Here is a 12274-nt window from a genome sequence, read left to right on the forward strand (position 1 = left end):
CAAAGGCCCGGAATAAGGGCTAGGAAACAGACGAGGATAGAGCAATGCCCCTGCCCCGCATGCCCATTCTGCGCGCCTCCCTCGCGACCGCAGCCCTGGCGCTGCTGACCGCTTGCGACGACACCGGCACTTTCGACATCGACATGCGCGGGCCGAGCGCCGGCCTCGACACGACGGAGGCGGCGCGCAGGGCGACCGCCCCAAGGCCGCAACCGGATGCCCGTGGCGTGATTTCCTATCCGAACTACCAGGTCGCCGTCGCCCGGCGGGGCGACACGGTCGCGACGGTCGCCGGACGTCTCGGGCTCACTGCGGGCGACCTCGCCCGCTACAACGCCGTCGCACCCAACGCGCCGCTTCGCGAAGGCGAGATCCTCGCGCTTCCCTCGCGCGTGGCCGAACCTGTCGCTCCCGTGGCTCCGGCGGGAACACCCGGCAAGATCGACGTGACCTCGCTTGCCTCGGGTGCGATCAACCGCGCCGAAACCGGAGCGCCGAGCGCGCAGGCGCCCGTGGCGGCGAAGCCGGCTGGCGCCGAACCGATCCGCCACCGTGTCCTGCGCGGCGAAACCGCCTATTCCATCGCGCGCGCCTACAACGTTTCTGTCCGGGCACTCGCCGACTGGAACGGCCTCGGCGGCGATCTGACTGTGCGCGAAGGGCAGTACCTGCTGATCCCCGTCGCCGATGCCTCGCGCCCCGCCCCGGTCGCGAGTGTCGACGCCTCGCTCCCCGGCCAGGGCAGCCGCACGCCGGAGCCCCCTTCGGCCAGCCAACCGCTGCCCGACGAGGACACGAAGCCCGCAGCCGCCGCGACGGAGAAGCCCGCGAGCCCCGACCTCGGCGCGGAACGGACAGCGGCTTCGGCCGGCGGCCGGCTGGCCTATCCGGTCAGCGGCAAGATCATTCGCGCCTACCAGAAGTCGAAGAACGAGGGGATCGACATCGCCGCGGCCGCCGGCACACCGGTCAAGGCGGCCGAGGCCGGCACCGTCGCCGCCATCACCCAGGATACCGAACAGGTTCCGATCCTGGTGATCCGGCACGAGGGCGGGCTTCTCACGGTCTATGCCAACATCGAGGGCATCACGGTCTCGAAGGGCGCCAAGGTCTCGAGAGGCCAGACGATCGCCAAGGTCCGCTCGGCGAACCCTGCCTTCCTCCATTTCGAGGTGCGCCAGGGTTTCGACAGCGTCGATCCGATGCCGTATCTGCAATAGCCCCCGCCTGAAGGGGAAGACCTTTAGAAAACCAGCCGCCCGCGCCCTGGCGCGGGCGCGTCCTTGAGGGCACATGGGTTGGGGCGGTCGCCAGGAAGCACGCTTCAGAGCGTTACGCCGCGCCGCCCCGCAAGGTCCGTGAAATACTGCCAGGCGACCCGGCCCGAGCGCGCGCCTCGCGTCGCCTGCCATTCGATCGCCTCGGCCCGCAAGCCCTCGGCCGAGATCTCAACGCCGAAAGCGTCGCAGTAGCCGCGGATCATCGACAGGAACTCGTCCTGGTCGCAGGGATGGAAGCCGAGCCACAGACCGAACCTGTCGGACAGCGACACCTTCTCCTCGACCGCTTCGGAAGGATTGATCGCCGAGGACCGCTCGTTCTCGATCATGTCGCGCGGCATCAGGTGACGCCGGTTCGAGGTCGCGTAGAAGATGACGTTCGCGGGCCTGCCCTCGATCCCGCCGTCCAGCACGGCCTTAAGGCTCTTGTAGTGCTGGTCGTCATGCGAGAACGACAGGTCGTCGCAGAACAGGATGAACCGGTGTCCATGCGCGGCGCGCAGATGCGTCAGAAGCCGACCGACGGAGGGCAGATCCTCCCTGTGCAATTCCACGATCTTCAGCGGCAGACCGCGCCCCGTCACCTCGGCATGCACCGCCTTGACGAGGCTGGACTTCCCCATCCCCCGCGCGCCCCAGAGAAGCGCGTTGTTCGCGGGCAGGCCCTTCGCGAACTGAACCGTGTTTTCCAGAAGCGTGTCCCGCGCCCGGTCGATCCCGACGAGCAGCGAAAGATCCACCCGGTTCACCTCGGGCACCGGCACCAGCCGATCGGGAGAAGTGTGCCAGACGAAGGCGTCAGCCCTGCCGAAATCGGGGACGCGTCCGGGCACGGGCGCGATGCGTTCCAGCGCCTCGGCGATCCGGAGAAGCGTCTCCTCGTTCATGCCTTGCCGGCCTCGTCGGACGCCCCTTCGGAACCTTCCTCGTCATCCTCGAACCAGAGGCCCTCGGCGCGCAGCCGCGCCTCGCGCGTCTTCTCGATCCGCGACACCAGGTAAATCGACACTTCGTAGAGCCCGTAGACGACCGAGAAGAGGATGACCTGCGTCACCACGTCCGGAGGCGTCACCAGTGCCGCGACGATCAGGATGACGACGACCGCATATTTCCGCACGCCCTTCAGGCCCACAGCCGAGACAAGCCCGGCCTTGCCCATGAGCGACAGAAGCACCGGCAGCTGGAAGCAGAGTCCGAAGGCCACGATGAACTTCGTGGTCAGGCCAAGGTATTCCTGCACGGAGCCCTGGAACGTGATACCGGCGGCGGCAAGTTCCCCTCCGTTCCCGCCTTCAGCGGTCACCGGGCCCTGCTGGAACCCCAGGAAGAAATCGAAGGCAAGCGGCAGCACCGCATAGAAGGCGAATGCCGCTCCCAGCAAGAACATCACGGGCGAGGCGATCAGGAAGGGCAGGAACGCGTTCTTCTCGGACCGGTAGAGACCCGGCGCGACGAAGCGCCAAAGCTGGTAGCTGATGACCGGGAAGGACAGCACGAGCCCGCCCAGAAGCGAGATGTTGATCGCGACGAAGAAACCTTCCTGCAGCTTAATGAGGATCAGGCCGCAATCCTGCCCGCGCGTGGCCAGCGCGTCGCAGATCGGAGTCGTCAGGAAGTTGAAGATCGGGTTCCAGACGGTGAAGCAGATCACCATCGCGACCATGAAGGCCAAGACCGACCAGATCAGCCTTTGGCGCAGCTCGGTCAGATGCTCGATCAGCGGCGCGGAGCTGTCGTCGATCTCTTCGTCGTCACTCATGCCTCACCCTTCTTGGCGGGGGCCTTTTTCGGCTTGGGAGCGGCAGCCTTGGTCGCCGCGGGTTTCGCGGCGGAAGCCTTCGCGGTCGATTTGGCGGCAGCCGTCTTCGCGGCGGCGGGCTTCGAAGCCGCGGGCTTGGACGCCGGTTTCGCCTCGGCGGGCTTCGCCGCGGCCTCGGGCGACGACGGTGCGTCCCCTTCCTTCGGCCCTTGCGCCCGAGCGGCGGCGCGCGCCTCCGCCTCGGCCGCCTTCTTGTCGGCGAGAGCCTGGGTTGCCGGACCCTTCGGAGCCGAAGACGGCTTCATAGGGTCCCATTTCTCGAACTTCTTTGCCGCGTCCTCAAGCGCATCGAGACCGAGACGCTTCTTCGAGGTCATCTCGCGAAGATCCTTGGCCGTGTCGCTCACGCCGCTTTCACGCGCCGCGTCCTCCATGGCGCGCGAAAAGTCACGGGCCATGGACCGCGCTTTGCCGGTGAAACGACCCAAGGTACGGAACATCCCGGGCAGGTCCTTCGGGCCCACCACGATCAGCGCCACGATGGCGATGAGCACTAGCTCGCTCCAGCCGATATCCATTCGTGTGACCCCGGTTTCCGGGACAAGACGTCAGGCGTTGCGCCTCAGGCCTTGTCCTTTTCGGTTTCGGGGGTGACGTCACGCGCCTTGTCGGAGGCGGCATTCTCGATTTCGTCCTTGCCTTCCTGGACGCCTTTCTTGAATGCGGTGATGCCCTTGCCGACCTCGCCCATCAGCGAAGAGACCTTGCCGCGGCCAAAGAGCACGAGCACCACGACCGCGATGAGGATAAGGCCGGGAATGCCGATATTGTTGAACATCTTCTTCTCCCTTCGGGCGCGCAGGCCGCGCCCGTTCAGTTACGCCTCTCATTTATTGGTTCCGGCGGCTCGCACCAAGCCCCATTCCAATCAATTTCCCGAATTTTCGCGTCGCCGGGCCCGCACGGCGATGTTCCGCGCAACGAAAATGGCCTCCGACGCACCCGGTCACCCGACACGCGGGAAGACGAAACAGCGGTCGCGGCGGATCATCAGCCACATGGCTGTTCCCGGCCGCGGCAGGAACACGCCCGGCACAGTCGCCTTCAGTTCCATGCCGCCGAAATCCATGCGGAACTCGACGAGGCTTTCGCGTCCCATGAAGCGCGCGCGCGTAACGACGCCCCGCGCGGGCGTGCCGTTCTCGGGTGTCGGGTTCGGCCCCCTGCCCGCGCGATCGAAGTCGATCTTGAGGTGCTGCGGCCGGATGACGATCTCGACGTCGGTTCCGTCCGCGAAGCCGGGCGTCAGGAACTCGCCGAACGGCGTGTCGGTCAGCGCCCCCCGCACCTTCCCGCCAAGAACGTTTATGTCCGAAAAGAACGCCGCCGCGGCGCGGTCCACCGGAGCGTTGTAGATGTTGTACGGTGCGCCCTGCTGCACGATCCGGCCACCGCGCATCAGGGCGATCTCGTCGGCCATGCGCATCGCCTCATGCGGCTCGTGCGTGACAAGAAGGACGGCCGCCCCCTCGTCCTTCAGGACGCCGAGCGTATCGTCGCGAATCCCGTCCCTGAGCCGCTCGTCGAGGCCCGAGAAGGGTTCGTCCATCAGCAGTATCCGTGGCCGTGGCGCAAGCGCGCGCGCCAGGGCCACGCGCTGCTGTTCGCCGCCCGAGAGCTCGTGGGGGTATTTCGGCCCGAAGCCGGAAAGCGCGACACGCTCCAACAACTCGCCGATCCGCCTGTCACGGCCCGGGAAGCGACGGGAAAGCCCGAAGCCCACGTTCTCGGCCACCGTCAGATGCGGAAACAGCGCGAAGTCCTGGAACATCATGCCCACGCCACGCCGCTCCGGCGGCACGTTCGCGTAGCCGTCGCTGACCGTCTCGCCATCGACGAGGATCCGGCCTTCGTCCTGACGGTCCACGCCAGCGATCATCCTCAGCGTCGTCGATTTCCCGCAGCCGGAAGGGCCGAGCAGGCAGGTCACCTGCCCCGGCTCGATCGTGAAGGACACGTCGTCCACGACCGTCCGACCGTCGAAACGGCGGGTCAGGTTCTCGGCTTGCAGCCGCGGCGGCGGGGGAGCCTCAGGCATTTCTGAGCATTTCCATCGGGTTTCAGGCGGGGATAGCAGCCCCGGTGTCGCGCTGCAAGTGTGCTGACGGTTGCAGCAGGGCGCGGCACTGCTCCGATCCTCAGAGCGTCGAATTCAGCGCGCCGCCATCCAAGAGTATGTTCTGCCCGACGATGAAACCCGCGTGGACCGAACAGAGGAAGGCGCACATCGCCCCGAATTCCTCCGGTGTCCCGTAACGGCCCACTGGAATGGTCGCGGAACGGCGGGCCACTGCTGCCTCCATCGTGATCCCCTCTGCCTTGACCACGGCGCTGTCCAGAGCCACCGCCCGATCGGTCGCATGAATGCCGGGCAGGAGGTTGTTGATCGTCACACCGCGATGCGCCACTTGCCGCGAAGTGCCCGCGACGAAGCCGGTGAGACCGGTTCGGGCCGTGTTCGACAGGCCGAGCGCCGCTATGGGCGCCTTCACCGACTGCGAGGTGATATTGACCACGCGTCCCCAGCCCCGCTCCATCATGCCCGGAAGGCAAGCCTGCATCAGCGCGATCGGCGTCAGCATGTTGGCGTCGATCGCCCTGAGGAAGTCCTCCCTGCTCCAGTCGCTCCAGATTCCGGGCGGCGGCCCGCCAGCGTTCGTCACGAGAATGTCGACCTCGCCCGCCGCCGCCAGAACCTCGGCGCGCCCCGCCTCCGTGGTGATGTCCGCCGCGACCGGCGTCGCCTTGACCCCGTGCCGCGCCGCGAGCTCCTCGGCCGTCGCGGCAAGTGCCTCGGCCCCACGCGCGTTCAGAACGAGATCGACGCCCGCCGCCGCCAGCGCCTCGGCGCAGCCGCGCCCGAGGCCCTTCGAAGAGGCGCAGACCAGCGCCCGCTTGCCCTTGATGCCCAGATCCATCTCTACTCCCCATTTTCGGCTACGACCGGCGTAGCATCCTGATCGCTCGTGGGGAAGGCCGGCGCTTGCCATCGGGACGATCACGCGGAAATTCAGCCGAACCCCCTGATATGTGGTGATTATCCGAGGTGGCGGTGCTATGGCCACGCGCGATTTGACACGAGACCTCCGGTGATGACCGAAAGTGGATGCGGCCCGGCGACGCCGACGGCGCGGCTGCGGGTGTTTCCCGCGGAGGCGCTCTGGGTCAGCGCCGGCACAAATCTGGGCGATCCGATCGGCGGCGTGGTGACCTGCGAGAAGGGTGACATCTACCGGTTCGATTGCGAAGCCCAGCCGCTCCTTCTGCGGATCGGAGAAGTCGGCACCGGTTCAACCCTCCCCATCCACGCGGGATCCGAGACAGGGACGCCCGGCGATGCCTTCCTGATCACGGACCAACTCACATTCGTTGCGCCCGACGGGCAGAGGGCGAATGTCCTGGTACTGCGCCCCGCCTGGGGAGCCGAGGTCTTCGCGTTGCCGCTCTGCCCGATCGCGCCCGGGGAGGACTATCGGCTGGTGGAGGTTTCGGCGCCTCGCCCCGACATGCGGCTTTCCGACATCAGCTGCGCCAGCATCGCGCCGGGAACGAGGATCACGCTGCCCGGCGGAACGGCCCGGCCGATCGAGCGACTGAAGCCGGGCGACCTCGTCCTGACCCGCGACCGTGGCGCGCAGCCCCTGCGCTGGATCGGAAAGGCGACTTTCCGTGCTAGGGGCCACTTCGCGCCCGTCGTGATTACGGCCGGAGCCTTCGGCAATTCGGGCGACCTCGTCGTCAGCCAGAGGCACCGGCTCTTGCTCCCGCAACCGGAAGGACCCGGCATTCCCGCATCGAACAGGCTCGTGCCAGCCGGGCAACTCGTCGATGGCGTCTCCGCGTGCCTGACGGACGGCGGTCTGGTCGAATACTTCAGCCTGGTCTTCGACCGGCACGAGATCGTCTACGCAGAGGGTATCCCCTGCGAAAGCCGGGCGATCACGGCGGCCTAGCCAATTGCAGCCAAGGCCCGGCAGGTGAATCGCGGCGGCACAATTCCAGTCTACCACCCAGGCGGATTGCCCCGGGTTTGACATGACGCAAGGCGGCACCAATCTCGATACAGGAACATACGAATCCGAAGGCCAGGAGGATTACAGGATGAAGACCTATATCGTCGCCACAGACCTCTCCGCTCGCGCCGACCGCGCATTCCGCCGTGCTTTCAGCCTGGCCCGCGAACACGGGGCGCGTCTGATCGCCGTTTCCGTCGTGGACGACACGCTGCCTGACGCGATCGCCGCCCGGCTCTCGGCCGAGATGGTGTCCGAACTCGACCGTCTGTGCGAAGCCGACGCGGATTCGGGAAAGGTGGACTACGAGACGCGCGTTCTGCTCGGCGTGCCCTCCAAGACCATTGCCGAACTGGCTCGGGAGGAGAAGGCCGACCTTCTCATCCTCGGAATCCATCGCCCCCGCCCCTTCGCCGACACCGTCCGCGACACGACGATGCAGCGGATCATCCGCCTTGCCAATTGCCCGGTCCTCCTCGTCCGCGATCCAGCCACCAAACCCTACCAAACTGTCCTCGCCACGGTGGATTTCTCGCCCGCCTGCGCCGCCGCGATGAAGGCCGCTCACAAAGTCGCGCCGAAGGCGAAACTCGTCGGCGTCCATGCCCTGCACATCCCTTATGACGGTTTCCTCCCTGCCGGTGGCGACGTGCAGTTCAGGGCAGAGGCGGAAGCCGCGCTGACCGAGTGGCGCGAGGCGCAGAAGATCCCCGAAAGCCTCGGAACATTCTCCATCGACACGGGCGTGCTGAACGAGGTCATTTCCGCCGCGATAGCCGAACACCGGCCCGACCTCATCGCTGCGGGGGCTCATGCGCGCGCGGGCCTCGTGCGGTACTTCCTCGGAAGCTTCACGACGAGACTTCTGCACGACCCGCCCTGCGACGTGCTGGTCGCACCTCCGCCTCCGCGCGTCGAGCGGTGATTGCGGTTCCCGGCGCGCACGCCTATATCGCGCGCATGCTGGACCACGCTCATAACCGCCCGACATTGCCGCCGGAAATCGCCCGGAGGCGCACGTTCGCCATCATCTCGCACCCGGATGCGGGCAAGACGACGCTTACCGAAAAGTTCCTGCTGTTCGGCGGCGCGATCCAGATGGCCGGACAGGTCCGCGCCAAGGGCGAAGCGCGGCGCACTCGTTCGGACTTCATGAAGCTCGAACAGGACCGCGGCATCTCGGTCTCGGCCTCGGCCATGTCTTTCGACTTCAAGACCTACCGTTTCAACCTCGTTGACACGCCCGGCCACTCGGACTTCTCCGAAGATACGTACCGCACGCTGACGGCGGTAGACGCCGCGATCATGGTGATTGACGGCGCGAAGGGCGTGGAAAGCCAGACGCGGAAGCTGTTCGAGGTCTGCCGCCTGCGCGACCTGCCGATCCTGACGTTCTGCAACAAGATGGACCGCGAAAGCCGGGATACGTTCGAGATCATCGACGAAATCCAGGAAAACCTCGCCATCGACGTCACGCCGGCCTCCTGGCCGATCGGCATGGGGCGCGATTTCCTCGGCTGCTACGACATCCTGCATGACCGGCTGGAACTCATGGACCGAGCCGACCGGAACCGCGTGGCGGAGTCGATCAAGATCGCCGGGCTCGACGATCCGAAGCTCGCCCAGCACGTTCCGTCCGACCTCCTCGCCAAGCTGCGCGAAGAACTGGAAATGGCGAAGGAGCTATTGCCCGCCTTCGACCGCCAGGCGTTCCTCGAAGGCCACATGACGCCCATCTGGTTCGGATCCGCCATCAACTCCTTCGGCGTGAAGGAACTGATGGAAGGGATCGGTGAATTCGGCCCCGAACCGCAACCCCAGCGCGCCGAGGACCGCGTCATCGGGCCCGAAGAAAAGGCCGTGACCGGATTCGTCTTCAAGGTACAGGCGAACATGGACCCCAAGCACCGCGACCGGGTGGCCTTCGTCCGCCTGGCGTCCGGACATTTCGAACGGGGCATGAAGCTTTTCCACGTCCGGTCGAAGAAGCCGATGGCGGTGTCGAACCCGGTCCTTTTCCTTGCAGCCGACCGGGAACTGGCCGAGGAAGCCTGGGCAGGCGACATCATCGGCATCCCGAACCACGGGCAGCTGCGCATCGGCGACGCGCTGACGGAGGGCGAGGCGCTGCGCTTCACCGGCATCCCCTCCTTCGCGCCGGAACTCCTGCAATCGGTGCGGGCCGCTGACCCGATGAAGGCCAAGCACCTCGACAAGGCACTGATGCAATTCGCCGAGGAAGGCGCCGCCAAGGTCTTCAAACCCGCCATCGGTTCGGGCTTCATCGTCGGCGTCGTCGGCGCCCTTCAGTTCGACGTTCTCGCAAGCCGGATCGAGCAGGAATATTCGCTCCCCGTCCGCTTCGAGCCGACGCAGTTCACTTCCGCACGCTGGGTGACGGGGCCGAAAACCGACCTCGACAAGTTCGTGAACGCGAACAAGGGCCACATCGCCACCGACAACGACGGCGATACGGTCTACCTGACGCGCCTCCAGTGGGACATCGACCGCATCGCGCGGGATTTCCCCGAACTGAAGCTTTCGGCCACGAAGGAAATGATGGTCTGAAGACCGGCGTCAGCCGATCTTCACCTCGATCGTCACCTCGGCGTTCAGGAGCTTCGAGATCGGGCAGCCCGCCTTGGCCTTGTCCGCGAGTTCCCGGATCTTCGCCTCCGGCGCGGCGGCCCTCACGCTTGTCACGAGATGCGCCTTCTTGACGGTCGGCCCGCCCTCGGTCGTGGCGTCCAGCGAAATGGTCGAGGTCGTCTCGATCGCGTCGGGCACGATTTCCTCCCCGCCCATCAGCGCGGCCAGGAACATCGAGAAGCAGGCGGCATGGGCCGCGCCGATCAGTTCCTCGGGGTTCGTTCCCTTCGCGTCCCCGAAGCGCATGGCGTGGGTATAGCTGAGCCCAGACAGCGCCCCGCTCTGCGTCGATACCGTTCCGCCACCCTGTTTCAAGCTGCCGTTCCAGACGGCAGATCCATGCTTTGCGATCATCTTGCGTCTCCCTGTATCCTGTCGCGTTCAGGACGTCTCACGATTGGATCACCGGCCCTTGGTCAAGTCAACGAAACGCTATCCGGCCGAGGCGAACTTGAACGGCAAAGAGACGCGACGGTGACTGGCTCAGGCTTTCCTGACCGGAAGGAAGGGAACGACCGTCGCGACGGGCTGCTCCTCGCGATGGAAAAGCCGCCCGCCATGCGCGGCTCCCCTGTTCCTGACGGCCTCGGCCAGACGCCGGCTGACGCGTTCCGCCTGCCGGCGCCGGTCGCGGGCGCGGCGCAGCGGCCAGAAGCCAAGGGCGGCAAGAGCCACGAGAAGGATTGTCACCTGAATCATCGCACTCATCCTTTCTGGATCACACGCTGAAAGGATCGCACCCTGGCCTTAATGCGCAGTTAAGCGCTGCCGGCATCCACTTGCGCTCTTGCCTCCCCGTGTCCATATGAACAGCATCGCGGCGCATAGGCCTTCGGGCCCGCCCCGCTACATTGACCGCGCTTGACTTTTCCGGTAATGCGCGCCCATCCGCATCCGGCGGAACAATCCCGGGGCGCCCGATAACATGCGTCCCTTCACCTTGCGGCCCGATGCCGCAACGACAGGACGCTGATGACCAAATTCTCTGACCTCGCCCTGGACCCTAGGGTCCTCAAGGCAATTGCCGAAGCCGGCTACGAAACCCCCACCCCGATCCAGGCTGGCGCCATCCCGCCCGCCCTCGAAGGCAAGGACGTGCTCGGCATCGCCCAGACGGGCACCGGCAAGACCGCTTCCTTCACCCTTCCGATGATCACCCTTCTCGGCCGTGGCCGGGCGCGCGCGCGGATGCCCCGCTCGCTCGTCCTCGCACCCACGCGCGAACTCGCCGCGCAGGTCGCCGAGAACTTCGACATCTATGCGAAGCACACGAAGCTCACCAAGGCGCTCCTGATCGGCGGCGTGAGCTTCGCCGAGCAGGACAAGCTGATTGACCGCGGCGTCGACGTGCTGATCGCGACGCCCGGCCGGCTTCTCGACCATTTCGAGCGCGGCAAGCTTCTTCTGACCGGCGTGCAGATCATGGTCGTGGACGAGGCCGACCGGATGCTCGACATGGGCTTCATCCCGGATATCGAGCGGATCTTCCAGCTGACACCTTTCACGCGGCAGACGCTCTTCTTCTCGGCCACGATGGCGCCGGAGATCGAGCGGATCACCAACACTTTCCTGCACAACCCGGTCAAGATCGAGGTTGCGCGTCAGGCCACCACCTCGGAAACGATCGAGCAGCGGCTGATCGAACTCACGCCCACGCGCAAGGACCAGGCGGCAAAGCAGAAGCGCGAACTCCTGCGCGCGATCATCAACGCCGAAGGTGACGCCTGCACCAACGCGATCCTCTTCTGCAACCGCAAGACCGATGTCGACATCCTCGCGAAGTCGCTGAAGGCTCACGGTTTCGACGCCGCGCCAATCCATGGCGACCTTGACCAGAGCCAGCGGATGAAGACGCTAGACGGGTTCCGCGACGGCAGCCTGCGTTTCCTCGTTGCCTCCGACGTGGCGGCGCGCGGGCTCGACATCCCGGCGGTCTCCCACGTCTTCAACTTCGACGTGCCGACCCATTCCGAGGACTACGTGCACCGGATCGGCCGCACCGGCCGCGCGGGCCGGAAGGGCGTGGCGATCACGCTGGCGACGCCTGCGGACGCGAAATACCTGGACGCGATCGAGGCGCTCGTGAAGAAACCGATCCCGCGCGCGGAAGCGCCCGAAGGATTCGAGCTGTCCGATGCCGCGAAGCGCGCGCCCCGGAAAGAGGAAGAGCGCAAGGGCGGCAAATCCGACCGGCGCCGCGGGCGTGGCAAGAAGGATGAGCGCGCCGAGGCCGAGGCGAAGCCAGTCGAGGAAGTCGCGCCGCGCGACGAGGCGCCCAAGGCCGAGACCAAGCCGCGGGAACGCCGGGAGGAGCCTCGCAAGGAGCGCCGGGAAGAGCCACGCAAGGAACGCCGCGAAGAACCGCGCGAGGAGCGCCGCGATCGCAAGGAACGCGAGACCTCGCCGGTCGTCGGAATGGGCGACCACGTTCCCGACTTCCTGACGCGCAGCTTCCGCAGCCCGCAGAAGGAATCCACCTGACCGGACCGCGTCACGGTTAGAAGACAGAACGC

The 12274-nt window shown here is 66.2% G+C and carries 13 protein-coding genes; 5 read left to right on the forward strand and 8 right to left on the reverse strand.

All coding sequences use genetic code 11. From position 1 onward, the window contains the following. Nucleotides 1–44: 44 nt before the first annotated feature. Nucleotides 45–1220 (forward strand): peptidoglycan DD-metalloendopeptidase family protein, encoded by a 1176-nt coding sequence (locus tag ABCN56_RS16855; protein ID WP_343081998.1) that lies wholly within the window; start codon nucleotides 45–47, stop codon nucleotides 1218–1220. Between the two features lie 104 nt (nucleotides 1221–1324). On the opposite strand, the gene ABCN56_RS16860 is transcribed toward ABCN56_RS16855, so the two are convergent. From ABCN56_RS16860 to ABCN56_RS16885, 6 genes are all read right to left on the reverse strand, one after another. Further along, nucleotides 1325–2167 (reverse strand): ATP-binding protein, encoded by an 843-nt coding sequence (locus ABCN56_RS16860; protein WP_343081999.1) that lies wholly within the window; start codon nucleotides 2165–2167, stop codon nucleotides 1325–1327. Continuing rightward, a complete protein-coding gene (gene tatC, locus ABCN56_RS16865; RefSeq protein ID WP_343082000.1) occupies nucleotides 2164–3039 on the reverse strand; it encodes a twin-arginine translocase subunit TatC in 876 nt (291 codons plus the stop codon). The genes ABCN56_RS16860 and tatC overlap by 4 nt, the downstream gene beginning before the upstream one ends. Then, nucleotides 3036–3617, reverse strand: coding sequence for a Sec-independent protein translocase protein TatB (gene tatB, locus ABCN56_RS16870; protein WP_343082001.1), 582 nt, complete (start codon nucleotides 3615–3617; stop codon nucleotides 3036–3038). Before tatB ends, tatC begins: the two co-directional genes overlap by 4 nt. Before the next feature lie 44 nt (nucleotides 3618–3661). Beyond that, entirely contained in the window at nucleotides 3662–3877 is a 216-nt protein-coding gene (locus ABCN56_RS16875; RefSeq protein ID WP_343082002.1) for a twin-arginine translocase TatA/TatE family subunit, read from the reverse strand. A gap of 168 nt (nucleotides 3878–4045) precedes the next feature. Beyond that, nucleotides 4046–5137, reverse strand: a complete 1092-nt coding sequence (locus ABCN56_RS16880) for an ABC transporter ATP-binding protein (RefSeq protein ID WP_343082003.1) — start codon at nucleotides 5135–5137, stop codon at nucleotides 4046–4048. Between the two features lie 100 nt (nucleotides 5138–5237). Beyond that, nucleotides 5238–6017, reverse strand: a complete 780-nt coding sequence (locus ABCN56_RS16885) for an SDR family oxidoreductase (RefSeq protein ID WP_343082004.1) — start codon at nucleotides 6015–6017, stop codon at nucleotides 5238–5240. A 174-nt stretch (nucleotides 6018–6191) separates the two neighbouring features. Between ABCN56_RS16885 and ABCN56_RS16890 the strand changes: the two genes are divergently transcribed. From ABCN56_RS16890 to ABCN56_RS16900, 3 genes are all read left to right on the forward strand, one after another. Further along, a complete protein-coding gene (locus tag ABCN56_RS16890) occupies nucleotides 6192–7052 on the forward strand; it encodes a Hint domain-containing protein (RefSeq protein ID WP_343082005.1) in 861 nt (286 codons plus the stop codon). A 148-nt stretch (nucleotides 7053–7200) separates the two neighbouring features. Then, on the forward strand, nucleotides 7201–8037 hold the full coding sequence (locus ABCN56_RS16895; protein ID WP_343082006.1) for a universal stress protein: 837 nt from the start codon (nucleotides 7201–7203) through the stop codon (nucleotides 8035–8037). A 35-nt stretch (nucleotides 8038–8072) separates the two neighbouring features. Beyond that, nucleotides 8073–9680 carry a peptide chain release factor 3 gene (locus ABCN56_RS16900; RefSeq protein ID WP_343082007.1) on the forward strand — a complete coding sequence of 536 codons (1608 nt, stop codon included), beginning with the start codon at nucleotides 8073–8075 and terminating at the stop codon, nucleotides 9678–9680. 9 nt (nucleotides 9681–9689) lie between these two features. On the opposite strand, the gene ABCN56_RS16905 is transcribed toward ABCN56_RS16900, so the two are convergent. Further along, the gene (locus tag ABCN56_RS16905) at nucleotides 9690–10115 is read right to left on the reverse strand and encodes an OsmC family peroxiredoxin (protein ID WP_343082008.1); all 426 of its coding nucleotides are present in this window, start codon (nucleotides 10113–10115) and stop codon (nucleotides 9690–9692) included. Between the two features lie 129 nt (nucleotides 10116–10244). Beyond that, a complete protein-coding gene (locus ABCN56_RS16910; protein ID WP_343082009.1) occupies nucleotides 10245–10460 on the reverse strand; it encodes a hypothetical protein in 216 nt (71 codons plus the stop codon). A gap of 273 nt (nucleotides 10461–10733) precedes the next feature. Between ABCN56_RS16910 and ABCN56_RS16915 the strand changes: the two genes are divergently transcribed. Continuing rightward, a complete protein-coding gene (locus ABCN56_RS16915) occupies nucleotides 10734–12242 on the forward strand; it encodes a DEAD/DEAH box helicase (protein WP_343082010.1) in 1509 nt (502 codons plus the stop codon). Nucleotides 12243–12274: the final 32 nt, after the last annotated feature.

The organism is Ostreiculturibacter nitratireducens (assembly GCF_032670585.1).
Taxonomy (GTDB): domain Bacteria; phylum Pseudomonadota; class Alphaproteobacteria; order Rhodobacterales; family Rhodobacteraceae; genus Ostreiculturibacter; species Ostreiculturibacter nitratireducens.